The 24458-nt window shown below is 69.2% G+C and carries 23 protein-coding genes and 2 tRNA genes; 9 read left to right on the top strand and 16 right to left on the bottom strand.

Going from position 1 to position 24458, the window contains the following annotated elements:
- Positions 1-100 precede the first annotated feature (100 nt).
- The 4 genes from ACNI65_RS06780 to ACNI65_RS06765 form a co-directional block, all read right to left on the bottom strand.
- Positions 101-982 (bottom strand): helix-turn-helix domain-containing protein, encoded by an 882-nt coding sequence (locus ACNI65_RS06780; protein ID WP_416761970.1) that lies wholly within the window; start codon positions 980-982, stop codon positions 101-103.
- Between the two features lie 138 nt (positions 983-1120).
- A complete protein-coding gene (locus ACNI65_RS06775) occupies positions 1121-1783 on the bottom strand; it encodes a hydrolase (RefSeq protein WP_416761969.1) in 663 nt (220 codons plus the stop codon).
- Between the two features lie 103 nt (positions 1784-1886).
- Positions 1887-2336 (bottom strand): nuclear transport factor 2 family protein, encoded by a 450-nt coding sequence (locus ACNI65_RS06770; RefSeq protein WP_416761967.1) that lies wholly within the window; start codon positions 2334-2336, stop codon positions 1887-1889.
- A 38-nt stretch (positions 2337-2374) separates the two neighbouring features.
- Positions 2375-3634, bottom strand: a complete 1260-nt coding sequence (locus ACNI65_RS06765) for a DNA-binding response regulator (RefSeq protein ID WP_416761966.1) — start codon at positions 3632-3634, stop codon at positions 2375-2377.
- Positions 3635-3794: 160 nt separating this feature from the next.
- Here ACNI65_RS06765 and ACNI65_RS06760 point away from each other — a divergent pair, with 160 nt between their 5' ends.
- The 7 genes from ACNI65_RS06760 to ACNI65_RS06730 all read left to right on the top strand — a co-directional run bounded on the left by ACNI65_RS06760 (position 3795) and on the right by ACNI65_RS06730 (position 10873).
- On the top strand, positions 3795-4535 hold the full coding sequence (locus ACNI65_RS06760) for an SDR family NAD(P)-dependent oxidoreductase (RefSeq protein ID WP_416761965.1): 741 nt from the start codon (positions 3795-3797) through the stop codon (positions 4533-4535).
- 56 nt (positions 4536-4591) lie between these two features.
- The gene (locus tag ACNI65_RS06755; protein ID WP_416761963.1) at positions 4592-5461 is read left to right on the top strand and encodes a LysR family transcriptional regulator; all 870 of its coding nucleotides are present in this window, start codon (positions 4592-4594) and stop codon (positions 5459-5461) included.
- A 125-nt stretch (positions 5462-5586) separates the two neighbouring features.
- Positions 5587-6258, top strand: coding sequence for an arylformamidase (kynB, locus tag ACNI65_RS06750; RefSeq protein ID WP_416761962.1), 672 nt, complete (start codon positions 5587-5589; stop codon positions 6256-6258).
- A gap of 25 nt (positions 6259-6283) precedes the next feature.
- Positions 6284-7591, top strand: coding sequence for a kynureninase (gene kynU, locus ACNI65_RS06745; RefSeq protein ID WP_416761960.1), 1308 nt, complete (start codon positions 6284-6286; stop codon positions 7589-7591).
- Positions 7588-8475, top strand: coding sequence for a tryptophan 2,3-dioxygenase (gene kynA, locus ACNI65_RS06740; RefSeq protein ID WP_416761959.1), 888 nt, complete (start codon positions 7588-7590; stop codon positions 8473-8475). The genes kynU and kynA overlap by 4 nt, the downstream gene beginning before the upstream one ends.
- 87 nt (positions 8476-8562) lie before the next feature.
- Positions 8563-10380 carry an aminopeptidase P family protein gene (locus tag ACNI65_RS06735; RefSeq protein ID WP_416761958.1) on the top strand — a complete coding sequence of 606 codons (1818 nt, stop codon included), beginning with the start codon at positions 8563-8565 and terminating at the stop codon, positions 10378-10380.
- 211 nt (positions 10381-10591) lie between these two features.
- A complete protein-coding gene (locus tag ACNI65_RS06730; protein WP_416761956.1) occupies positions 10592-10873 on the top strand; it encodes a hypothetical protein in 282 nt (93 codons plus the stop codon).
- A gap of 65 nt (positions 10874-10938) precedes the next feature.
- Here the strand turns inward: ACNI65_RS06730 and ACNI65_RS06725 are convergent, their stop codons facing one another.
- From ACNI65_RS06725 to ACNI65_RS06710, 4 genes are all read right to left on the bottom strand, one after another.
- Complete coding sequence (locus ACNI65_RS06725) at positions 10939-11844, bottom strand: LytR/AlgR family response regulator transcription factor (protein ID WP_416761954.1); 906 nt, start codon at positions 11842-11844, stop codon at positions 10939-10941.
- Between the two features lies 1 nt (position 11845).
- A complete protein-coding gene (locus ACNI65_RS06720; protein ID WP_416761953.1) occupies positions 11846-12937 on the bottom strand; it encodes a sensor histidine kinase in 1092 nt (363 codons plus the stop codon).
- Between the two features lie 208 nt (positions 12938-13145).
- Positions 13146-13400: a hypothetical protein gene (locus ACNI65_RS06715; protein WP_416761952.1), complete on the bottom strand. Its 255-nt coding sequence runs from the start codon at positions 13398-13400 to the stop codon at positions 13146-13148.
- Between the two features lie 178 nt (positions 13401-13578).
- A complete protein-coding gene (locus ACNI65_RS06710; RefSeq protein WP_416761951.1) occupies positions 13579-14256 on the bottom strand; it encodes a hypothetical protein in 678 nt (225 codons plus the stop codon).
- A 247-nt stretch (positions 14257-14503) separates the two neighbouring features.
- On the opposite strand from ACNI65_RS06710, the gene ACNI65_RS06705 reads away from it, so the two are divergent.
- Positions 14504-16768 carry a RelA/SpoT family protein gene (locus tag ACNI65_RS06705; RefSeq protein ID WP_416761949.1) on the top strand — a complete coding sequence of 755 codons (2265 nt, stop codon included), beginning with the start codon at positions 14504-14506 and terminating at the stop codon, positions 16766-16768.
- Here ACNI65_RS06705 and greB read toward each other — a convergent pair whose 3' ends face one another.
- Both greB and ACNI65_RS06695 read right to left on the bottom strand, forming a co-directional pair.
- Positions 16769-17329, bottom strand: coding sequence for a transcription elongation factor GreB (gene greB / locus ACNI65_RS06700; RefSeq protein WP_416761948.1), 561 nt, complete (start codon positions 17327-17329; stop codon positions 16769-16771).
- A 108-nt stretch (positions 17330-17437) separates the two neighbouring features.
- Positions 17438-18157: a hypothetical protein gene (locus tag ACNI65_RS06695; RefSeq protein ID WP_416761946.1), complete on the bottom strand. Its 720-nt coding sequence runs from the start codon at positions 18155-18157 to the stop codon at positions 17438-17440.
- A 91-nt stretch (positions 18158-18248) separates the two neighbouring features.
- Between ACNI65_RS06695 and ACNI65_RS06690 the strand changes: the two genes are divergently transcribed.
- Complete coding sequence (locus ACNI65_RS06690; RefSeq protein WP_416761945.1) at positions 18249-19454, top strand: CaiB/BaiF CoA transferase family protein; 1206 nt, start codon at positions 18249-18251, stop codon at positions 19452-19454.
- Between the two features lie 88 nt (positions 19455-19542).
- On the opposite strand, the gene ACNI65_RS06685 is transcribed toward ACNI65_RS06690, so the two are convergent.
- The 6 genes from ACNI65_RS06685 to hemC all read right to left on the bottom strand — a co-directional run bounded on the left by ACNI65_RS06685 (position 19543) and on the right by hemC (position 24145).
- A tRNA-Arg gene (locus tag ACNI65_RS06685) sits at positions 19543-19619 on the bottom strand.
- 110 nt (positions 19620-19729) lie between these two features.
- A tRNA-Arg gene (locus tag ACNI65_RS06680) sits at positions 19730-19806 on the bottom strand.
- 107 nt (positions 19807-19913) lie between these two features.
- Positions 19914-21161: a heme biosynthesis HemY N-terminal domain-containing protein gene (locus ACNI65_RS06675; protein ID WP_416761944.1), complete on the bottom strand. Its 1248-nt coding sequence runs from the start codon at positions 21159-21161 to the stop codon at positions 19914-19916.
- Between the two features lie 10 nt (positions 21162-21171).
- Positions 21172-22326 (bottom strand): uroporphyrinogen-III C-methyltransferase, encoded by a 1155-nt coding sequence (locus tag ACNI65_RS06670; protein ID WP_416761943.1) that lies wholly within the window; start codon positions 22324-22326, stop codon positions 21172-21174.
- Positions 22323-23207 carry a uroporphyrinogen-III synthase gene (locus ACNI65_RS06665; protein WP_416761942.1) on the bottom strand — a complete coding sequence of 295 codons (885 nt, stop codon included), beginning with the start codon at positions 23205-23207 and terminating at the stop codon, positions 22323-22325. Before ACNI65_RS06665 ends, ACNI65_RS06670 begins: the two co-directional genes overlap by 4 nt.
- Entirely contained in the window at positions 23207-24145 is a 939-nt protein-coding gene (gene hemC, locus ACNI65_RS06660) for a hydroxymethylbilane synthase (RefSeq protein ID WP_416761941.1), read from the bottom strand. The genes ACNI65_RS06665 and hemC overlap by 1 nt, the downstream gene beginning before the upstream one ends.
- Positions 24146-24458 lie beyond the last annotated feature (313 nt).

Below are 24458 nucleotides of genomic sequence, written 5' to 3'. Positions count from 1 at the left end.
GAGGCCCGCGCCGAAGGCGGGCGGTGACTGCATGACGCGATCACTTTAGGCCTGGATAGTTGAGGTGTCAACGATATGGATAACCCGCAGGGATCGCGGGTCAGCTCAGGCGGTCGGCGCGCCACGCCGCGGGCGTGATGCCCGCGACCCGGCGGAAGGTGCGGCCGAAGTGGACGGCGTCCGCGAAACCGGTCGCCTCGGCCACGTCCTCGAGCGAGGCACGGGTGTGGAACAGCAGGTGCTTGGCACGCTCGATGCGCGCCTGCAGCTGCCATTGATACGGCGCGACGCCCGTGGACGCCTTGAACGCGCGGCTGTAATGGGACTGGGACAGTCCCGCCAGCGCGGCCAGCGTGGACAGGTCCACGCGCGTGGGCAGCTGCGCATCCATGAATGCGATCGCGTCCCGCAACTGTTGGGCCGAGAGCCGCGCACCGGCCCGGGACGCCGTCGCGGGCGCCGCGAAGAGCCGCGCGGCGATCGCCGCCATCAGCGAGTCGCCATACAGCTGGGAGGACGGGTCCGGGTCGTCCACCGCCTCGGCCAGCAGCTTGACCAGCGACCAGATCCGGTCATCGTTGAAGCGCATGCGCGGCGTGTCCGCCGCGCCGCCCTTGGGCTCGATGCGCAGACGCGCCTGCAGGTCGGCGGCATCGAAGTTGAGATTGACCGCGCGCACGAAACGCGAGTCCTCCGTGTAGCCCCAGACGGGCAATCCCGCCGGCGCGAAATGCATCTGCCGCGGCCGGTAGGGCAACGCACACGGCTTGCTCGCCACGAGGCGCGGCTCGCAACGGCCGCGGCCGATCTCATCGAGGATCACGCCCAGGCGCGCATCCTCCTCGCTGCCCACCAGATGCACCACGCGGCCGGCGCAGGCGTACTCCACCACGTCGACACGCACGCCGTTCCAGGCGCGCGTCTTGAGGCTCAGGTCCAGTACGTTTTCCGGCAGCTCGGGGGGCGTGGGCAGATCAGGCATCAAACAGCGGCGGAGGCGGAAGGGAGACGACAGCGCATTCTTCCGCACCGGTGCGCGATCCCGCAAGACGGCCGGGCCGCGACATCGCGCCGCGGCCCGCCGTCGGGCGGGTCGCCGGGATCTACGGGATCTACGGGATCAGCGTGCAGAGGCCTTGGCCGCCTTGGCGGCGGACTCCAGCAATTGCATCTCCCAGGCGTAGGCGATGGCGCTCCCGCCGCCGTGCTCGCCGATCACGCCGCTGAGCGGCACGGCGGTCTCCTCGCGTGCCCAGTCACGCTGCCATTCGGCGGCCACGGCCATCCAGGTGATGGGCACCGCGCCCGCCTGCACCAGGCGGCGCACCGCCATGTCATGGGCCTCGACGGACACACCGCCCGAGGCGTCGGTCACGACGAACACGTCGTAGCCCTCACCCAGCGCCTGAAGGGCCGGCATGGCCAGGCAGACCTCGGTCCACAGCGCCGCCAGGATCAGCTGCTTGCGGCCGCTCTTCTTCACGACATCGGTGACGGCCGGGTCCTGCCAGGTGTTGATGAAGGTGCGGTTGATCGGCTTCTGATCGGGGAAGACATCCTGCAGGCCCTTGATCAGGTAGCCGCCGCGTTCCTCGATCACGGTGGTCAGCAAGGTCGGGACATTGAAGACCTTCGCGGCCTTGGCCAGTCCGATGACGTTGTTGGCGATCATCGTCGGCTCATGGCTGTGCAGGTTGGCGAACTGGTAGGGCTGGTGGTCGATGAGGACCACATAGCTGTCCTCGGGGCGCAGCAGCGCTTGCAGACCGGTCTTGGTGGACATGAGGGATCTCCTTGGGATTGAGCGCAGGGGCGCGTGGGGGGAAAGAGAGGCCGCGAGGCAGCGGGGCAGCGGGGCAGCGAGGCGACGGCCCCGCGGGCGTCGTTCAGCGCGAGCCGCTGCCGGCGAGCTGCGTCGCGCGCTCGTCGGGAGAGAACATGGCGATGCCCGAGGACGCCGCGCCGCCGCTGACCTCGTCCTGCAGGACGTCCCAGTGCTCGGCGAGCCGGCCGTCCTCGATGCGGAAGATGTCGATGACGACCTGCGACTTGGGCGCCCAGCCGCGGATGCGGCCGTGGATGACCACGTAATCGCCTTCCGCGACCATCAGACCGGGCTCGTAGAAGAGATCCGCCGGCAACTGCGGAATGAGCGCGGCGAGCGCATCACGGCCCTGCGGGATCGTGGGGTTGTGCTGGATGTAGCCGGGCGCATACAGGCGCTCGACCGCCGAGGCGTCCCGGCGCTGGAAGAGCGCCGTCATCGCGTCGAGCACGAGCGCCTTGTTGCGCTCGGTGGTGGAGGTCGTCGTGATCGTCGTGGTCGTTGTGGTCATCGTGGTCATCCTGGTCATGGCGCTCGTGGCGCTCATCGTCATGCGGCCGTCGCAACGGGAACGAGGGTGATGGGACCCTGCATGCGCAGGAAGCGGCCGTCAGGCAGCGTGGCGTGGGAGTGCAGCTGTCCGGCGGCGAAGTCCTCGACGTGGACAACGGTCGCGCCGCTGTGCTCGATCCAGCTGACGAGGAAGACGCCGGGCCGCAACAGGGTGGCGACGAGGTCGACCTCCTCGGACTTGGCATACGGTCCGTCGGCGATGTCGAAGCGCAGGCGTGTGGTCGAGAGCACCGTGAGCCGGACGGCGAATTGATCGAAGGTGACGTCGAAGACCAGGCCGACGGGATAGGTCGTGGCGTCGGCGGCCGACGGAGCGGCCGGTTGCGGTGCAGGGATCATGGGTCTCCTTGACGTTCGGGCCCGCCAGGCGGGGCATCGGCGATGGGCGGGATGCTGGGGATGCAGGGGTCGTCGACGAGTGTCAGAGAAGGGCCGCGCCGAGGCACTGTCTGAACCTGCGCCGGGCTGTCTGATCGTGCGCGGCGGCGGTGCCACGGGGACGGTCGGCTCGATGGCCGTGGGGACGGCGTGCTCGCTGAACAGGCCTTGGCGCAGGGCCTCGGTAGCGGCTTGCGTGCGGTTGCTCACCCGCAGCTTGGCCAGCACCGTCTTCACATGCGTCTTGATCGTTCCCGGCGCGACGCCGAGCCTGGCGCCGATCGATTTGTTGTCCAGGCCCGCGCAGAGCCCTTGCAGCACATCGAGTTCACGCGGTGTCAGCGATTCACCGAGCCAGCGCTCGGCCAGCAGCACCGCCGCCGTGCGGCACAGATAGCGGCGTCCGGAGAGGACCGCGCGGGCAGCGGTCAGGAGTTCGTCGATCTGACAGCTGGCGTCGACATAGCCCAGGATGCCCGCAGCCATGGCCTGCCGCACCTGGACACCGTTCATCGAGACGCTGACGACCAGCCACCGCGCATCGCTGAGGTCTCGCCCATCCAGCAAACGGCGCGGGGCCGACAGGACCCGGATCGCCTCGTCGTGATCGGCGATCACCAGTCGCGCGGAGGCCCTGGCACCGCGGGGGCCGACGGCTTCCTTGCTCGCATCCATGCCGCGCAGGGAGGACCCGAGGGCAGCCGCCAGGCCGGCGCTCAACAACGGATGACGATGGGCGACGACGATGTCACCGGACGGCGGGAGAAGCGACATGACGGCCATGTCGCGAGTGTCGGCATCGGCCTGCCCACCCGCACTGTCTGAAGATGCTGTCGGCTGTCGCAATCTGCTGTTCATGGCGCCGGATTCTGTTGGCCGCCGGCGTTCCACTTTCCGCGCTTCTGATGTGCGCGCCGCGAGGCTACAACCCGCGGCGACGGCTCCCTACGATTCGCTGCAGGCGGCGTCTGTCGCCGACGCGCGGCGCTGTCGCCAGCGCGTGAAACAAGGGAATCAGATGTTCAGTTTGAATGGAAAGCGGGCGCTCGTGACCGGCGGCTCGCGCGGCATCGGTGCGGCCATCGCCATCGCCCTGGCGGAGAACGGCGCCGACGTGGCCTTCACCTATCGGCACTCGGAGGACCGTGCCCAGGACGTGGTCAGAGCCATCAACGCCATGGGCCGCCGCGCCTTCGCGATCCGGGCCGACAACGCCGACCCGCTGGCGATCGAGCGCGCCGTGGACGAGGCGGTCAAGGCGCTGGGCGGCATCGACATCCTGGTCAACAGCGCCGCCATCGGTCACAACGGCCTGATCGCCGAGCTGGACCTGCAGGACTACCAGACCCTGATGGACACCAACGTCCGCGGACCCGTGCTGTTCGCCAAGGCCGTGATTCCCCATCTGACGCCCGGCGGCCGGATCGTTTCCATCGGGTCCGGACTGGCGGAGCGGGTGCCCTTCCCCGGCGTCACCGCCTATGCGATGTCCAAGGCGGCGCTGGTGGCGTTCACGCGCGGCCTGTCTCGAGAACTCGGCCCGCGAGGCATCACCGTCAACCTGGTCCATCCGGGCTCCACGGACACCGACGCGAATCCGGCCGACGGTCCCGCCGCCGATTTCCAGCGCGCGATGACGTCGCTGGGCCGATTCGGCGAGCCCCGGGAGATCGCCAACGCCGTCGTCTTCCTGACCAGCCCGGCCGCGAGCCTGATCACCGGCGCGGCGCTCGTGGCCGACGCTGGCGCCATCGCCTGAAGAGCGGGTAGGCTGCCGCGCATTGCCCCGCTCTTCAGCGGGGCGATGGATGTCGCATGGACCTGGAAGAGCTTCAGACGTTTGTCGAGGTCGCGCATGCCGGCGGCCTGTCCCCGGCCGCGCAGCGGCTGGGACTGTCGAAATCCATCGTCAGCCGCCGGCTGGCCCGGCTGGAGTCGGAGCTCGGCGTCCGGCTCCTGGCGAGGACGACCCGTGGCGCGGCGCTCACCGACGCAGGCATCGCCTTCCGCGATCACGCGGTGAGGATCGTCGAGGAGTACGAGGCGGCACGGGCCGCCATCACACCGGGCGGGGACCTCCGCGGTCATCTGCGCGTCGCCGCGCCCGCTTCTTTCGGACCCGCGCAATTCGCGCCCGTGCTCGCGGCGCTCGCCCGACGGCATCCGCTGCTGCACATCCACGCCTGCTACAGCGACCGGAGCGTCGATCTGATCGCCGAGGGATTCGACTGCGGGATCCGATTCGGTCCCCTGCAGACCTCGAGCCTGATCGCCAGGCGCGTCGGCACCTTCCAAGGAAAGATCGTCGCCAGTCCGGATTACGTGCGTGCGCACGGCGCGCCGCAGACGCCCGATGAGCTCGCGCACCACCAGGTCCTGATGCAAGGCACGGAGCGATGGTTGCTGGTGGACGGAAGAAAGACCATCACCGTCCAGCCCAAGGGCCGCTTCAAGGCGGACAACGTCGTCGCGCTGGCAGCGGCCGCCGTCGCGGGGCTCGGCCTGGCCTACGTGCCTGATGGCGTCGCCGATCATGAACTGGCCTCCGGCGCGCTGATTCCCGTGATGACCGACTACCCGCCGATCGCGATCGGCATCTATGTCGTCCGGCCGCCCGACAAGCGCGTGCCGCGCAAGATCGCGGTGCTGACCGAGCTGCTGATCGAGCACTTCCATCGCGCTTGAAATCCTGAGCCGCGGGAAGCGGCTTGCACAAACGCGCCCGCCTTGTTGGAATTAACCGACACCACGGCCCCGGACCCCGCGCTAAGGTGCGCGCCGTCGTGCCGAGAGCCCGGCAGGAGCAGCAGATGAAGTCAACGAGTCAGTCCCCTTCCCCACCCGCCACCACCAGTGGCGCCCGCTCGCTCTGGGACATCTCGCCCGTGGTGGCGCCCGACGCGCCGATCTTTCCTGGCGACGAGCCCTACGCGCTGAAGTGGACCGCGCGGCTGTCGCCGGAGTGCCCGGTGAACCTGAGCGCGATCACGATGTCGCCGCATGTGGGCGCGCATGCCGATGCGCCGCTGCATTACGCCGACGGCGTCGCCAGCGCGGCGGAAGTGGCGCTCGATCCCTACCTCGGGCCCTGCCGCGTGATCCATGCGATCGGCTGCGGTCCGCTGATCCGCATCGAGCATCTGGCGCACGCCGCGCGCGACCTGCCGCCCCGTGTGCTGGTGCGTTGCAACGAGCGCGCCGACACCGTGTGGAATCCCGAGTTCAGCGCCTACGCGCCCGAGACCGTCGAGTGGCTCGCCGCGCGCGGCGTCAAGCTGATCGGCCTGGACACGCCCAGCGTCGACCCCGCCACCAGCAAGACGCTGGACAGCCATCAGCGCCTGCTGCGCCTGGACCTGCGCGTGCTGGAGAACCTCGTGCTCGACGACGTGCCCGAGGGCGACTACGAATTGATCGCGCTGCCGCTGAAGCTGGCCGGCGCCTGCGCTTCCCCGGTGCGCGCCGTGCTGCGCGCGCTCTGATCCGCCTTCCTTCCCTGGAACCCCGATGACCACACGACAAGACTGTCTGGCCCTGGACGCCGCCGACCCGCTCGCGCCGCTCAAGGACCAGTTCTCGCTGCCCGCGGGCACGCTTTACCTCGACGGCAACTCGCTGGGCGCGATGCCCAAGGCCACCGCGGCCCGCGTGCAGCAGGTGATGGCCGATGAATGGGGCCGCGACCTCATCAAGAGCTGGAACACCGCCGGCTGGATGGACCTGCCCACGCGCATCGGCGACAAGATCGGCCGCCTGATCGGCGCGAAGCCGGGCGAGACCATCGTCGCGGATTCGACCTCGCTGAATCTCTACAAGGTGCTGAGCGCCGCGCTGCGTATCGTGCGCGCGGACGATCCCGCAGGACGCCGCACCGTCATCGTCTCCGAGCGCAGCAACTTCCCCACCGACCTCTACATCGCCGAGAGTCTCGCGCAGCAGCACGGCATGTCGCTGCATCTGGTGGACGACGTGGCGGAGATCCCCGCGCTGCTCAACGATCGACTGGCCGTGCTGATGCTGACCGAGGTCAACTACCGCACCGGCCGCAAGCACGACATGAAGGCGGTCACCGCCGCGGCGCATGCCGCTGGCGCCCTCACCGTGTGGGACCTGGCGCACTCGGCCGGCGCGATCCCGGTCGATCTGAACGGCGCCGACGCCGACTTCGCGATTGGCTGCGGCTACAAGTACCTCAACGGCGGCCCCGGCGCGCCGGCCTTCGTGTGGGCGCATCCGCGTCACGCGGACCGCTTCTGGCAGCCGCTGTCGGGCTGGCTGGGCCATGCGTCGCCGTTCCAGTTCACGTCGAACTACGCGCCCGCCGCCGGCATCAAGCGCTACATCTGCGGCACACCGGCGATCCTGTCGACCGCCGCGCTGGAATGCGGCGTCGACACGCTGCTCGCCGCCGAGCCGCTAGGCGGCATGAACGCGCTGCGCGAGAAATCGATCGCGCTGACCGAGCTCTTCGCGCGGCTGGCCGAGGAACGCTGCGGCGAGCTCGGCGTCTACGTGGTGTCGCCGCGCGAGGCCGCGCAGCGCGGCAGCCAGGTCTGCCTCGCCCTCAAGGCGCCGCTGCATGAGGCGGCGGGTTACGCCGTCGTGCAGGCGCTGATCGAGCGCGGCGTCATCGGCGACTTCCGCGCCGGCGATCCGTCGCGACTCGACGAGGTTCCACACATCCTGCGCTTCGGCTTCACGCCGCTGTACGTCGGTTTCGCCGACGCGTGGGACGCGGTCGAGCATCTGCATCAGGTGCTCACCACCGGGGAATGGCGCGAGGCGCGCTTCAACAAGAAGGCGGCCGTCACATGAGTTGCCCGATGGGACATGGCGACAAGCCCGACGCCGCCACCGGCACCGGCACTGGTGAGGCGATCGTCCGCGAGGAAGGCGCGCAGCTCGATTTCTCCAAGGACATGAGCTACGGCGACTACCTGCACCTCGACCAGGTGCTGAGCGCGCAGCACCCGCTCTCGCCCGACCACAACGAGATGCTCTTCATCATCCAGCACCAGACCTCGGAGCTCTGGATGAAGCTGATGCTGCACGAGCTCCACGGCGCGGTGACCCACGTCGCCGCCGATCAGCTGCCCGAAGCCTTCAAGATGCTGGCCCGCGTGTCGCGGATCATGGAGCAGCTCGTCCACGCATGGGACGTGCTCAGCACCATGACGCCGCCCGAGTACTCGGCCATCCGGCCCTACCTCTCCAACAGCAGCGGCTTCCAGAGCGCGCAGTACCGGCGCATCGAGTTCATGCTCGGCAACAAGAACGCCGCCATGCTCAAGCCCCACGCGCATCGCGCCGATCTGCTCGCCGATGTGCAGGCCGCGCATGAGGCGCCCTCGCTCTACGACGAGGTCCTGCGCCTGATGCAGCGACGCGGCATCAGCGTGCCCGCCCATCGCATCGACCGCGACTGGCGCGAGCCCTACACCGCCGACGACGGCGTCAAGGCCGCCTGGCTCGAGGTCTACCGCAATCCCAAGGCGCATTGGGACCTCTATCAGATGGGCGAGGAACTCGTCGACCTCGAGGACGCGTTCAGGCTCTGGCGATTCCGACACGTCACCACCGTCGAACGCGTCATCGGCTTCAAACGCGGCACCGGCGGCACCGGCGGCGTCAGCTACCTCCGCAAGATGCTCGACGTCGTGCTCTTCCCCGAGCTCTGGGCGCTGCGGACGGAACTCTGAACGCACAGGTCCATGACTTCCGGAAGGAAGTCATGGGGAGCGGACTTCTACAATCGCCGCTTCGCCCGCCAACCCGCCGAGGCCACCATGGATACCCGCCTTTCCCAGATCAAGCTGCGCATCTCCAAGCTGCGCGACGCGCTGCGCAACGCCGGCGCCCACGCCATCCTCGTCCCCTCGGCCGACCCCCATCTCTCCGAATACCTGCCCCGTCGCTGGCAAGCCCGCGAGGTCCTCTCCGGCTTCACCGGCTCCATGGGCACGCTGGTCGTCACGCTGGATGACGCCCAGCTCTTCGCCGACTCCCGCTACTGGACCCAGGCCGAGCGCGAACTCGCCGACTCCGGCATCTCGCTCTTCAAGATCCCCACCGGCGCCTCGCTCCAGCACATCACCTGGATCGCCGACACGCTCAAGTCCGGCCAGACCCTCGTCGTCGACGGCCAGGTCCTCGGCCTCTCGCTCGCGCAAGCCCTGCGCGCCGCGCTCACGCCCAAGGGCATCACCCTCGACACCTCGCGTGACCTCATCGACCACGCATGGGACGAGCGCCCCGGCCTGCCCGACGCCCCCATCTACGAGCACGCCGCCCCGCAAGCCACCGTCTCCCGCGCCGACAAGCTCCGCCAGGTCCGCGATGGCATGGCCAGACACGGCGCCTCGCATCACCTGATCTCCAGCGTCGACGACGTGGCGTGGCTGTTCAACCTGCGCGGCTCGGACGTCACCTACAACCCGGTGTTCCTCGCCCACGCGCTGATCGACACCACCGGCGCCACGCTCTTCGTCCAGCCCGGCAAGCTCGACGACGCGCTGACCGCCCGGCTGGCCGCCGACGGCGTGCGCCTGGCCCCCTACGCCGACGCCCGCGCCACGCTCGGCGCGCTGCCCGCCGACGCGAAGGTCCTGATCGATCCGCGCCGCGTGACGCTGGGCCTGCGCGAGTCGCTGCCCGCCACTGCGACCGTCGTCGAGGCCATCAACCCCAGCACGCTGCTCAAGAGCCGCAAGAACGCCGCCGAGGCCCAGTTCATCCGCCAGGCCATGGAGCAGGACGGCGCCGCGATGTGCCACTTCTACGCCTGGTTCGAGGCCGCCCTCGCCCGCGGCGAGGCGATGTCCGAGCTGACCATCGACGAGCGCCTGAGCGCCGAGCGGGCCAAGCGCCCCGGCTTCGTGGGCCTGTCCTTCCCGACGATCGCCGGCTTCAACGCCAACGGCGCGATGCCGCATTACCGCGCGACCGAGGACGCGTTCTCGCCCATCGACGGCAACGGCCTGCTGCTGATCGACTCCGGCGCCCAGTTCCTGGGCGGCACGACCGACATCACCCGCGTCTGGCCCATCGGCACCATCACCGCGGACCATCAGCGCGACTACACGCTGGTGCTCAAGGGCACGATCGCGCTGTCGCGCGCCGCGTTCCCGCGCGGCACGCTCAGCCCGATGCTCGATGCCATCGCCCGCGCGCCGCTGTGGGCCCACGGCCTGGACTACGGCCACGGCACCGGCCACGGCGTGGGCTACTTCATGAACGTGCATGAAGGCCCGCAGAGCATCTCCAAGGCCGTGCCCGACGCCAACATGGCCATGGAGCCCGGGATGATCACGTCCATCGAACCCGGCCTCTATCGCCCCGGCCAATGGGGGGTGCGGATCGAGAACCTGGTGCTGAATGTCGCGCTGGACACCCCCGAAAAGGGGCAGTTCGGCGAGATGCTGGCTTTCGAGACGCTGACGCTGTGCCCGATCGACACCCGCTGCATCGCCGTGGCGCTGCTGAGCGAGGACGAACTCGCCTGGCTCAACGCGTATCACGCCGAGGTCCGACGCCGCCTGGCGCCGCTGGTCGACGGCGAGGCGCTCGCGTGGCTGAACCTGCGCACCGAGCCGCTGAAGCGCTGAAGCGCTGAAATCAGCGGGGTCGCGATGGGTCTCAGACCCATGCCGACCGGCCTTGCGACGGAGCACCGAAAAGCGCGGCTGAGCCGCGCTTTTTTACCTCCGGCCTTTCTGGAAGCCCTCCGAGGCGCCACCTAAAGTTGTTGCAGGCGGGTGGCTCGCAAGCCGTCCGCCCTCGCAGAGACCCGGACCCGAGGACTTCGAGGAGCAGGCCATGGACACCAGACTCTCCCAGGCGTGGCACGGTTGGCGCACCCATGCGCGCACCGGCCAGACCGCCAACGACGAGCACACGCTGCATCGTTTCTCCGACAGCGCGATGCACACCGCATTGATGGCCGCGATCATCGCGGTGGCCGTGATGGCCGTCGTGCAGATGATCAATGTCGGCGTGCAGATGTGGCAGCTTGAACCGGTCGTCGTGCAAGGCAAGGCGCAGCAAGTGCCGCTGCCCGCGGCACCGTTGCCGCTCGAGCAGGCACAGCCGCGCCGCTGAACGGCATTCACCCCCGGCGGGACGCGTCCGCGCGTCCCGTCCTCTGCCTGGTCACATCTGCCTGGTCACATCTGCCGGAACAGGTGCAGGTAGCTGCGGCTGACCGGCAGCACTTCCGGGCGCGCCTTGAGGTGCAGGTCGGCCGTCTCGTTGGGACCGCGGGTGACGTGGCTGATCGCGTGCAGGTTCACGACCACCGAGCGATGGACCTGAACGAAACGCTGCGGATCCAGCCGCTCGATCAGTTCCCGGATCGGCGTGCGGATCAGGGCCTCGCCCTCCGCGGTCACGACCAGCGTGTATTTCTCGTCCGAGCGCAGGAACAGGATCTCGTCGACCGGGATCAGCTTGAGCGTCGCGCCCACCGAGGCCCGGATCCATTGCAGCGGCCCCGTGTCCGACGCGAGTCCGCCCGCTGCCCACGCCGTCGATGCGCCCGAGGGGGTCACGCTGCCCGGAGGCCGTGCCATGCGTCTGGCCAGTTCGTCGATCACCGCCTCCAGCGCCGCCGCATCCGGGCGGATGGCCGCTCCGTGCTCGGCGCCGCGCGGGCGGTCCGCCAGCCGCTCCTTCAAGCGGCCGATCGTGTCGGCCAGGCGATCCTCCTCGACCGGCTTGACCAGGTAATCGATCGCGCCCCGCTCGAAGGCCTGCAGCGCGTACTCCTGGAAGGCAGTGACGAACACCACATGCGCCTGGCGCGCGATCTGGCGCGCGGCCTCCATCCCGTTCAGGCCCGGCATGTGCACGTCCAGGAAGGCGATGTCCGGCCGGTGGGCCTCGAACAGCTCGACCGCTTCACGCCCATTGCGCGCCTGCGCGACCACACGCAGCTCGGGCCAGAGCAACGCCAGGCTGCGCTGCAGGCTGTCCCGCAGCAAGGGCTCGTCGTCGGCGATCAGGGCGGTCGGACCGGTGCCGGCGGGCACGGGGTCAGCGGCGGAAGCAGCGGGAGCAGCAAATTGGGTCATGTCATTGCGGCGTGAAACGCACTTCGGCCCGAAGGCCGTGCGGCTGATTCTCGGTGAGCGCCAGACCGGCGCCGAGCCCGTAGAACAGCGTCAGCCGCTCGCGCAGATTGCGGAGCCCGGTCCCGCTGCCCATGCTCTGCGTCATGCCCACGCCGGTGTCGCTGACCCACAGCCGCACCTGGCCATCGATCCGCTCGCCACCGACCTCGATGCGGCCGCCCTCCTCGCCCGGGTCGATCCCGTGGCGAACGGCGTTCTCCACCAGCGTGAGCAGCGCCATCGGCGGGAAACGCAGACCGCCCAGTTCCGGCGGCAGGTCCACGACGAAGTCCAGCCGGTCCGGCATCCGCAGGTGCATCAGCTCCAGGTAGGCGCGCACCAGCGCGACCTCATCCGCGAGCGTCGTCGACTCCCCCTGCAGACGGGGCATCGCCGCTCTCAGATAGGCGATCAGGCTGCGCAGCACCGGCGCGGCCTGCGGTGAGCCGGTCTCCACCAGCGCGCGGACGTTGGCCAGCGTGTTGAACAGGAAATGCGGCTCCACCTGCGCCTGCAGCAGCCGCAGCCGCGCATCCAGCGCCTGGCGCTCCAGCTCGCTGCGCTCGAGCTCGAAGCTGAGCGCCTGGTTGCGGGCCTCCGCGTCGCGTTGCCGGTACAGCGCGCCCATCGCCAGCAGCGGCCCCACCACCAGCCCCGATCCGGCGATCCACATGAATCCCATCATCCGGGACTCGGATTCGACGAAGCTCGAGAAGTCCCCGCCGACGGCCACCATGTAGACCGCCAGCGTCGCCACCGGCACCGCCGCGGCGACCACGATGACCTGGAAGAACCAGCGCGCCCACCAGCGCGGCAGGCGCCGCGGCCATTGCCCGGCCGCCGAGAAGGCCAGCAGCGCCAGCATGCCGACGAACATCGTCCGCCCCAGCAGCACCGGGAACGGGGTGATGAAGATCGGTTGCAGCGCCAGCGCGAAGACGGTCGCCAGCGCCAGCGCCAGCAACACGCGCTGCGGCGTCAGGTACGAGACGAAGCCGTGCCAGGCCGGGTGCGCCGGTTCGGGCGAGATGGCGGGAAGGACCGGGGTCGACATGCCCGCACGATAACGGGCCCTCTGCCTCGATCCAAGGTTTCCCGGGCGTTCACGCGACGAAGCACGGGATGGGCCGCTTGAGCCACGGCCTGAGCCACAACTTGCGCCACGACTTGCACCCCGGCTTGACCCACGGCACGCGGGCCGCCCGAGACCCTCGACACCCTCGGCAGGCTGGCCAGGAACTCGTCAAACAGCGGATCCGGGCTCATGCGTACATCCCGATGCGGCACATCACCGCTTCCTTGCCGGCGTTGATGGCGAAACGCAGCGCCTCTGCCGGTGTCGCCCAGCCATATCCACCCGCCAGGTTCTCGTCGCGGAAGGCCTCCCGCTTGTTCAGCGCCTCGGTCAGCCCCATGCGCACCACCACGACGGCCGCGATGTAGCCGAACTGCCGCGGGCGCTCGATCGCGCCGGCATAGATGCGGTAATCCCCGGTCTCGACTTCGGCGAAATGCATGGCTGGCTCCTGGACGCGCGGCCGCCGTGTGGCCGCGATGGAGTCAACTTTGCGCGATGGTTCGCACGCTGCCTACCCAACTGAGGAGGGCCCTCGGAAGGGGGTGTCGGATGCGAATCCCCCCGTTCGGGCGAGAAGCCCGCCCGGAACGATCCGAGCGGTGTCAGCGCGGCCAGCCTCAGAACCGGTTGTTGGCGATCGAGGTGTATTCGCGCAGCTCGGCGTCGACCACCCGCTTGGGCGGCACGTCCGCCGGGCGCTCGCCCAGCTTGGGGTGGACGATGTCGTACGCGCGCCGCTCGGAGGGCGACACCACGCCGTTCTGGTCGGAATCGGCCTCGGCGTAGACGAGGTTGGGCACCAGGCTCACGGTCGGCGGGAATTCCTGCTTCTCCCCGGTGGCCGCGGCACGGGCGTTGGACGGCTGGAAGGACGTGGTCTGGGCGGCCACCGCGGGCGTCGGAGCCGGGGCGGGAGCGGGTGCCGGCGCAGCGGCGGCGGCGGCAGCAGGAGCCGGAGCGGCGGCAGCAGGTGCGGGAGCGGCAGCCGGTGCGGCAGCGGTCGTGATCGTCTGGGTCGAGGCCGCCTGCGCGGCGGGCGCGGCGGTCACGGGCTGGGCCGTGGCGGTCTGGACGGCGGCGGAGGGACCCGTGGCCGTCTGCGCACCGGCGGAGCTGCTGGCGCCGCCGGCCACGGCCAGGCTCGCCGCCTGGGCGGACAGGCTCACCACGGCCGACGCCTCGGCCTGCGAGGCGGTCGACGGATCGTCGACGCCGGCTTCGCGAACGCGCGCCGACTGCCCGGTGGTCGCACCGGGACCATTCAATGTCGTTGTGTTGTTCAGGGCAGCAATCATGGCGAGCCTCCCGCGAGGTGTCCGCACATTTCGGCCAGCGGTTGCCGGGCCCGGAAACCGTTCCAGGCCAAAGCCCTTCCGGGGCATGTTCGTTTTATCGGCGGGCGATCTCCGGACTTTAGGCCCGGAAGGCTCGCTTTCGCACCTTCTTGATAGGGATAAACCCTAGGTTCGCGTCGCAGATCAGCGTCGCACGGCGAAATCCACTCGTCGGAAACCCCTGGCGCCTTCGGTTAAATTGCCACGCATGGGTCTCCGCTCCTTCGCCACTGCTCACATTCCTGGCCTGACCGGCCTGACCGGTCCCCGGACCGTGCCCGATCCGTCGACCGAGGCGTCGTCCTTCGACGCCCTCGTGGACCGGCTGCACTACCTGCCCAAGGCCGACGTCAAGCGCATCCGCGAAGCCTACAAGTTCGCCGACGAGGCCCATCTGGGCCAGTTCCGCGCGAGCGGCGAGCCCTACATCACCCATCCGATCGCCGTGGCCGGCCTGTGCGCCGACTGGCGCCTGGACGCGCAGGCCATCATGGCCGCGCTGATGCACGACGCGATGGAGGACTGCGGCGTCACGAAGACCGAGCTGATCGAGCGCTTCGAGGCGCCGACCGCCGAGCTGGTCGACGGATTGACCAAGCTGGACAAGCTCCAGTTCTCCACGCGCGAGGAATCCCAGGCCGAGAGCTTCCGCAAGATGCTGCTGGCGATGGCGCGCGATGTCCGCGTGATCCTGATCAAGCTGGCGGACCGCCTGCACAACATGCGCACGATGCAGCACATGGCCTTCGACAAGCGCCGCCGCATTGCCCGCGAGACGCTGGACATCTACGCGCCGATCGCGCATCGGCTCGGCCTCAACGAGATCTACCGCGAGCTCCAGGAGCTCTCCTTCCAGTACATCCATCCCTGGCGCCACGGCGCGCTGGCCAAGGCGGTGACCAAGGCCCGCGGCCATCGGCGCGACCTGGTCTCCCGCATCGAACGCGACGTCCAGAAGGCCTTCGCCGAGGCCAGCCTGCGCGTGGAGATCCAGGGGCGCGAGAAGACGCTCTTCAGCATCTACAAGAAGATGCGCGAGAAACACCTGAGCTTCGCCCAGGTCAGCGACATCTTCGGCTTCCGCGTCATCGTCCAGGACCTGCCGCAGTGCTACTGGTCGCTGGGCGTCCTGCACCAGATCTACAAGCCGCAGCCGGGCCGGTTCAAGGACTACATCGCCATCCCCAAGCCCAACGGCTACCAGTCGCTGCACACGACGCTGGTGAGCCCGCTGGGCACGCCGGTCGAATTCCAGATGCGGACCGAGGCGATGCACATGGTCGCCGAGAAGGGCGTGGCCGCGCATTGGCTCTACAAGAGCAAGGGCGACGCCAAGGGCGCGCAGCAGCTGGGATCGCGCTGGCTGCAATCGCTGCTCGACATCCAGGACGAGACCCGAGACGCCACCGAGTTCCTCGAGCACGTCAAGATCGACCTGTTCCCCGACGCGGTCTACGTGTTCACACCCAAGAGCAAGATCATGGCGCTGCCCAAGGGCGCCACGCCGGTGGACTTCGCCTACGCGATCCACTCGGATGTCGGCGACCATTGCGTGGCCGCGAAGGTCAACGGCGAGCCCGTGCCGCTGCGCACCGAGCTGCGCTCGGGCGACGTGATCGAGGTCGTCACGGCGGCCGGCGCCAGACCGAACCCCGCTTGGCTCAGCTTCGTGCGCACGGGCCGGGCGCGGTCCAAGATCCGTCACTTCCTGAAGAACCTGGAGCAGGAGGAGTCGCGCGATCTCGGGCACAAGATGCTCGCGCAGGCGCTGCGCGCCGAGGGTCTGGCCTTGCCCAGCCTCAAACCCGAGGACGAGACCGCCGCGGCGCTCTGGCAGGACCTCGCCCGCTGGGCGGGTAATCGACATGTGGATGAGCTGCTCGTGGAGATCGGCCTCGGACGCAAGATCGCGACGATCGTGGCCAAGAAGCTCGCGCGCACCCTGTCCGATCAGGGCCAGCGCCCCGACGCCGTGCTGTTGACGATGGGCCGTTTCTCCACCGACGACGCGCCGGCCCAGGGCCAAGTGCTGATCGACGGCAGCGAAGGCGCTTCGGTCAGACTCGCGACCTGCTGCCGCCCCATCCCGGGCGATGACATCAAGGGATACCTCGGCCGCGGCGAGGGGCTGGTCGTGCACACCTCCGAATGCGCGGTCGGCCGACGACTCTTCCAGCGCGACAGCGAACACTGGATCGCGGTGGGCTGGGCGGAGGAGCTCTCGCGCAGCTTCGAGGCCGAGGTCGGTGTGTTGATGCGCAACGGCAAGGGCGTGCTCGCCCAGATCGCCACGGCCGTCAGCAGCGCCGAGGCCGACATCACCCACATCGCCATGAGCGACGACTCCCAACAGCGCGAGACGGCCGAGATGACGCTGCTGCTGGCGGTGAGAGATCGATTGCACCTGGCCGACACGCTGCGCACGCTCAAGCGCTCCAGCGCCGTCATGCGCGTGTGGCGCGTGAAGCCCTGATCAGGCCGCCGGCTTCGGGTAGCGGACCTCGACGATCTCGATCGTCTCCACGCCGACCGGGGTGACCAGCTGCAGTTCGTCGCCCTCGCGCGCCTTGATCAGCGTGCGCGCAATGGGAGACACCCAGCTCACCTCTCCGGCCAGGCTGTCTGACTCGTCGATGCCCTTGATCGTGATCGTCCGCTCTTCGCCCTTCGAGTTCGCGTAGGTCACGGTCGCACCGAAGAAGACCTGGTCGCTGCCGTGATGCGCGCTCGGGTCGACGACCTCGGCGATGTCCAGGCGCTTGGTCAGGAAGCGCAGGCGGCGGTCGATCTCGCGCAGCCGCTTCTTGCCGTAGAGGTAGTCGCCGTTCTCGGAACGGTCGCCGTTCTTGGCGGCCCAGGACACGATCTCGACAATCTTCGGACGCTCGACGTCCAGCAGCTGCATGAACTCCGCGCGCAAGCGGGCGTAGCCCTCCGGGGTCATGTAGTTGCGCGTTCCCTGCGGCAGCGCGGGCAGCGACGGTCCGTCGTCGTCGTCATCGCCCTCGGATTCCTTCGTGAATGCCTTGTTCATCCGGTGATTGTGTCGCCAACAGGTGGGCATTCATTCGGATGGGGGCACCAAAGAAAAGAGCCGGTGGCTCAACCACCGGCTCGTCGTCAAGATCGTGTCAGACCGAACTCACCAGCGTCGCGGGACGTCCTTGATGTCAATGATCGCGTCGTTGAAGGACGTGTCGTTGGCGTAGTCCTCGAATCCGACCCGCACGCCGCCATCCGCATTCGCGCTGACCTTGCCGTGATCCTGTCCATCGCTGTTGGCGGTGGTGCCGGCCTGGAAATTATTCCCCTGCGGCGTCTGGATCCGGAACTCGACAGTTGAGCCGGGCCGTGCGTGGATGGTCTCGTTCTTGCCAGTTTCCTTGGACCATCCCAAGTCCTTCCACTCTCCGTTTTCCGTGCGGTACTGGATCTTGTTGTTGAAGTCGGCATCTGCCTTCTGGATCGTCACCTGCAGTTCGCCACTTGGGCCCACTCGGTAGCCGCCGGCAGAGGAGTCCCAGCCGCCGTCTCTCATCGCATGACAGCCACCAGCCCCGGAGGGACCGTGCGAATGCGGCGGGCGGTGTCCGACGACAGGCCCGTGCCCGTGGTGCCAGTGCCCCTGGTGATTCCATTGATGCTGGTTCTGCCAGGACCACCCCGGGCGAAGTTGCGGCGGCCGGAACCAGTTGTTCATCCCCTGGCAGCCGAACCCCATGAACTGATTGCCCAGCCAGTTGTTCATGCCGCCCCACGCGCCTCCGAAACCGAAAAAGGGGCGGAAGCCGCCGCCCACCGGCACCGCACCAAAGGACGGCAGGGTCGACGGGAAGCCCGGGCGGAAATTGTTGAAATACATGTCTTCGAATCCTCCGAAGTAGGTGAATCAAGGTGCGATCACCGATCGATGTCACCACCGACCGCGCCTGCGCACGGCCGAAGCAGTAGGGATGCAGGTGAAACCGGTTCGCGGATGCCCCAACCCGCTCCGGTCGTCGGACCGGTTATCGTCAAGTGATCAGCACTTGCGAGGTGATCCAGGCATGGTCGAACCGACGGACCGCAGCTGCGGTGGGCCGCTGAGCGGATTGAAGATCGTGGAATTCGCCGGCATCGGCCCGACGCCCTTCGCCGGGCTGATGCTGGCCGACTTTGGTGCGGAGGTCATCGTGCTGGAACGCCCCGGCGGCGAACAGCGCCTGGGCGGAGGCGCCGCGCTCAACCGTGGGAAGTCCGTCGAGCAAGTCGATCTGAAGTCGCCCGCCGGACTCGCGCGGGCGCGCGAGCTCGTCGCGGAGGCGGATGCCTTGATCGAGGGATTTCGACCCGGCGTGATGGAGCGCCTGGGTTTGGGCCCCGACACCGTGCTCGCCGCGCATCCGAGCCTGGTTTACGCGCGCTTGACCGGCTGGGGTCAGACAGGCCCGCTGGCGCAAAGCGCCGGTCACGACATCAATTACGTGGCGCTCAGCGGCCTGCTGCCCTATGCCGCCCGCCCCGGCCAGCCGCCGGCGCTGCCCGCCACCTTGCTGGGCGACGTCGCCGGCGGCTCGCTGACGATGCTGTTCGGCCTGATGTGCGCCTTGTGGGAGTCACGCCGATCGGGACGCGGCCAGGTGGTGGACGCCGCGATCGTTGACGGCGTCGGCTACATGGGCACGCTGATCCAGGCGCTGCGCGCTGGCGGCCATTGGACGGACGATCCCACGCGCAACCTCTTCCTGCATCGCTCGCATGTCTACGACTGCTTCGAGTGCGCGGACGGCCGCTGGTTGTCGCTCGGCGCGATCGAGGGGCCCTTCCGGGAGGAACTGCTGCGCCGGCTCGATCTGCCGTCGATCGGCGCCGACGAGGACACGACACGCTGGCCCGAGTGGCGAGCCGCCGTCGCGACGCGGCTCAAGGAGCTCCCGCTCGCGCACTGGGCCCAGCTATTCGAAGGCACCGATGCGTGCGCGGCTCCAGTCCTGTCCGCCACGGAGGCGCCCTTCCATCCGCATCAACTCGCCCGGCGTAATTTCTTCACGCAAGACGGCCACGCGTGGCCCATGCCGGCGCCGAAACTCTCCCGCACGCCCGCAAGGCCCGGCAAGGCAACGTCTGCGAGCAATATCGAGGGGAGTATCTCCGCGACGGACGATATTCGCACCGATTGAGCGCCGGAGGACTTCGGCGCGCCCCGAGATACTGATTCGGGCGGGGAAAAGAAAAAGGCCACCGTCGTGAAACGGTGGCCTTTCGATTTGGTGCGGCTGGCAGGATTCGAACCCACGACCCCTTGGTTCGTAGCCAAGTACTCTATCCAACTGAGCTACAGCCGCTCGACTTTTACTGATCAGGATCGCCGTCGTGGAAGCGATGCCTGGTTTTTCTTGTTACTTTTTCTTTTGTTTGCTGAATCTCTGGTTTCCCTCGGATTCAACAGTTTTTCTGGTGCGGCTGGCAGGATTCGAACCCACGACCCCTTGGTTCGTAGCCAAGTACTCTATCCAACTGAGCTACAGCCGCTGAAAGAATGTGACTATAGCATGCGTTTTTGGATCTGCGCAAGATTCTCTGAGAAAAATCTTTGAATCTCTTTGCCGGGGCCGCCCACTCGGCTGCCCCAGCCCGCGTCAGCCCAGCCGGGCCGCCGCTTCGTAGCAGCGGGCACGGCGCTCCGCGTCCTCGTCCTGATCCGCCATTTCCGCCAGACGCAGCCAGCTGCGGCGGCGCGCATTGAGCGTCAGCTCCCGGTCGTCCGCAGCTTGCTCCAGCATCAGGCGGGCCTTGCCCCACAGTTGCCGCTCGGCGAGTGCGTGCCCCAGCGCGAAGGCCATCGTGCCGTCGCGCGGGAAACGCTGCACCGCGCCCTCCAGCCGCTGCAGCCATTCCGGGCCCAGGCCCGGCGTGCACAGGACCAGCGCCTCCGCCAAGGCCTGCCGTTCATCGGCGCCCTGCTCGGCGATCGCTTCCCAGAACGGACGCAACCAGCCCCGGCCGTCTTCCGGCGCGCCCAGGCCGGCCGCGCAGTTCGCCGCGCGCGAGGCCACGAACACATCACGCCGATCTGAGGCATCCAGCTGCTGCCAGATGCCACGCAGTTGATCGATGTCGCGCGCCGTGTCCAGCGCCTCACAAGCCAGCGAACGCAACAAGCCCTGCGCGGCCGATTTCGAGAAGCCCTGGTGCTTGGCCAGCAAGCGCGCGGTGCGCAGCGCCTCCAGCGGCTGGTGCGCGAGCCGGCTGGCCTGCAGCTTCAGGCGCAGCGCCTGCGTGCGTCTGGCCACGCCCGGCGTCAATTCGCTCAGCAGACCCAGCGCGCGGGGCGCGTCGCGATCGTCCAGCGCCCACTCGGCCGCCAGCAGCCGGGCGCCCTCTTCCTGCACGCGCGCTCCGGCGGAAGTGGCCGCCACCTGCAGCGCCTGTCGCAGATGCTCATCGCGATTGCGACGATCCTGCAGCTTGTGCGCGCTCTGCGCGGCCACCAGGTGGGCCAGCGCCATGAACGCGCCGTCCTGTGCCAGGTCAGGCGTCTGCGACTGGATGGACAACGCGCGTTGGGCTGCCTTCTGGGCCCGGCTGTAGCGGGCGCCGAAGTACTCGGCCCACGCCTCGCGAAGCGCGACCTGCGCGCTGCGCTCGCGTTGCGCCATGCGCCACAGGCGCGCGCGCTTGGGCAGCGTGAGCAGCGCGTCCAGCGACTGCATGACCGTCATCAGCGCGAAGCATCCGCCCACCAGGAGCAGCAAGAACAAGTTGAGCGACAGGTCCATGCGCCAGCCGCGCCAATAGAAGCTGGCCAGACCGTCGTTGTTGCCCAGCGTCAGCGCCGCGACGACGGCCGCGACGAACAGCAGCACCAGCCAGATCACCATCCGCATGGCGATCTCCTCAACGCGCCACCGCGCTCAGCGCGGCGAGGGTGTCGTCGGGGCGAGGCACGCTGACCTGGCGCGATTGGCCCTGCACCTGACGCAGCAGCTCCACCGTCTGGGACAGCTTGCGCGAACGTGCATCGAAGTAGCGATCCAGCATCGCCTGCGCCTCGCGCAGGTCGACCTGCGCCGTGTCGAACTGGCGGCTCAGCAGCGCGAGCCGCGCGTTCAGGAGCCGCAGCTTGAGGTTCTCGCGCAGGAAGAAGGCCTGCTCGGGTGCCATCAGCGCCGCCTCCGGATGATCGATGCGCGTGACACGCAGCAGTCCGCGCGCCTCGCGCCAGATGTCGCCCGACAGCGTCGTCCAGCGTTCGCCGGCGTGATCCCACGCGCGTGACCACCAGCTCTCCTCCGCCAGCGCGGCGGCCGATCCGGCCTGCGCGCCCGCCGAGGCGGCCTTGCGCGGCGCCGAGGCGCCTCGGGTCGCCGCCGTGGCGGCTGTTGGCGAGGCCGCGGCCGGCGCGAGCTCGCGACCCGGCTGCGCGACGGCCAGCAGCGGCAGGTCGTCGACCTGGCGCACCACCTCGTCGAGCTTGATCGTCAGCGTCGACACGTCGACGACGCTCACCGCCTTGATGCGTTCCAGGTCACGGGTGACCGCGCGGCGCACGCCCTCCAGGCGCGGCTGCTTGTAGCGGCCCAGCCGATCGTCGGCTTGGCGCAGCGCCGCCACCAGCGGCTCGGCGCTGCCGGTGATCGTGCCCTGCTGCATCGCCACGCGGAGCGAGGCCTCGATGTCGCCGACGACGTTCTCGTCGCGCGAGCGGTTCATCGACTGCATCAGCCCCTCGAGCTGCTCGCGCTGCACGGCGACCTCGGCCAGCCGCGCGTCCAGCAGCGCGACCTTGGCCGCGGTGTCGCGGCTCAGGTCCTGCGCCTGGCGCGCCTGGTCGCGGGCGATGTTGGCCTCGCTCTGGCTGCTGTCCTGGCGCCGGACGAGCTCCTGCTCGACCTGCTTGAGCCGTTGCTGGCTCTGCCAGGCCAGGCCGAGGGCCAGCAAGGCCACGAGGCCGACGCCGGCGACGACCGCCTGGGTCAGGGTGGCGCCGGCGGGCCGGGCGGGTTTGTGGGGCGACGAAACGTCGGCCGCTGGGGTGTTGGTCTCGCTCACGTCGGCGATTCTAGGGTGGACCCTGACAGCATCTGGAACCCGGCGGCGACAGCCTCGGCATCGGGTCGCACCAAAACCACATGCCCCACCCCGAGGGCTTGTGCCCGCGCCGCGATGCGTTCGTGGGTGGCCAGCGCCTTCACCCGCCCCCAATCGGCGGGATTTCCCCCCTCGCGCGTCCCTTGTTCGAGGGTGTCCAGATGGCCGATGGCCTCAGAACTGCTGAACAGCCAGATGTGCCGTTCCGGGGCCGCCAGCGCCTCGCGCAGCAGGGCACGGACCCCGGCGGTCGGCTGGGGGCAGGTGCGCCGGTAGACGCTGACGGCCGTCACCACCGCCCCGGCCTCTCGCAGCCGGTCGCCCAGCCATTCGCGGCCGCCGTCGCCGCGCACGAGCAGCACCCGCCGGCCGGTCCAATCCGTGCCGGCGACGCGCTGCAGTTCCGGCCAGAGATGCTCGGAATCCAGGCTGTCCGAACCGGTGGGCGGCTGGACCACCCGCGCCTCGGGCACACCGCGCTCGGCGAGCGCGCGCGCGCTGCCGGGACCGACGGTGGCGGCCCAAGTGCGAGCCGGCCAGGATCGCGGACCCACGCTCGGGTCCACGCTCAGGCGATTCCTGTCGGAGGACGCCCCGTCGAGCTCGGATCCGCCCTCGAAGAAGTGCTCGACCGCGTTCGGGCTGACGAACATCGCGAGGTCGGTCTCGGGCAGCGCGGTCCAGGCCCTGTCGATGGACAGGCGGTCCTCGCCGGGCGAGATGTCGATCAGCGGCAGCGACACGGTGACCACGCCCAGCGCCGCCATCCGTCTCGCCCAGTCCTCGGCCTGGGCCGCGGGGCGGGTCAGCAGCAGGCGCACGGGGGCGTCCACGTCCGGCATCAGACGTCCCGGAGGTACTCGGCCGCGCCCTGCGCGTCCAAAGCCCGGGCCGCGGCGATGCCCAGCGCCTCGGCGGCGTCGATGTCACCGACCTCGGCCTGCGCTTGCGTGCGCAGCAAGGCCCGCTCAGGGTGGATCGGATGCCCCAGGGCGGCGGTCAGCGTCAGGCGGCCGTCAGCGGCCCACACCGCATGGGCGGCCAGCGGCATGGAACAGCTGCCGCCCAGCGCGCGCGACACCGCGCGCTCCGCCGCCGTGGCCAGCCAGGTCGGCCGGTGCGCCAGCGCCTGCAGGTGCTCGCCGAGCGCGCCCGCGGACGGCCGTGCCGTGCGGGTCTCGATGCCCAGCGCGCCCTGCCCGGCGCAGGGAATCATCTCGTCGACACCGAAGTACTGCCGGATGCGATCCGACAGGTTCAGGCGCTTGAGCCCCGCGGCGGCCAGCACGATCGCGTCGTACTGGCCTTCGTCGAGCTTGCGCAGCCGGGTGTCGAGGTTGCCCCGCACCGGCTCGATGCGCAGGTCGGGCCGCAGGTTCTTCAGTTGCGTCACGCGGCGCAGGCTGGACGTGCCCACGCAGGCGCCGTGCGGCAGCTCGGCCAGGCTGGCGTATTTCGGCGAGACCAGCGCGTCGCGCGGATCCTCGCGCTCCAGCACCGCGGCCAGCACGAAGCCCTCGGGCAGCTCCATCGGCACGTCCTTGAGCGAATGCACCGCGAGCTGCGCGCGGCCGTCTTCCAGCGCAGTTTCGAGTTCCTTGACGAACAGGCCCTTGCCGCCGACCTTGGACAGCGTGCGGTCCAGGATCTGGTCGCCGCGGGTGGTCATGCCGAGCAGCCGCACGCCCAGTCCCCGCGCGACGAGCAGCGCCTGCACGTGCTCGGCCTGCCACAACGCCAGGCGGCTTTCCCGCGTGGCGATCACGAATTCTTGGTTCATGGGCCGGGATGCTAGCCGAGCCCGCCCGCTCGCCTTCACCCGATGGAGGGACCACCGCTTGCCGCGAAGCGTCGCTTGCGCGAAACCGGAGCTTGTCGCGGCGCCCGCGCCACGACGCCGGGCGAGTCGCGCACGAAGAAACTGCTACAGTCAGCCGGAGGTAACTCCGTTACATCACCACGTCTGCCGCCATGCCTGCCAAGTCCTCCACCAAGCCTGCCAAGCCCGCCGTGAAGTCCACTTCGAAGCCCAACGTGACGTCCGCGGCCAAGCCCGTGCCCAAGTCCGTCGCGAAGCCCGCCGTGAAGCCATC

This window comes from Roseateles sp. So40a (assembly GCF_048081605.1).
Taxonomy (GTDB): Bacteria; Pseudomonadota; Gammaproteobacteria; order Burkholderiales; family Burkholderiaceae_C; genus Roseateles.
The sequence above is the reverse complement of the archived record's forward strand: the minus strand, read 5'-3'. Positions and strand labels throughout refer to the sequence as shown.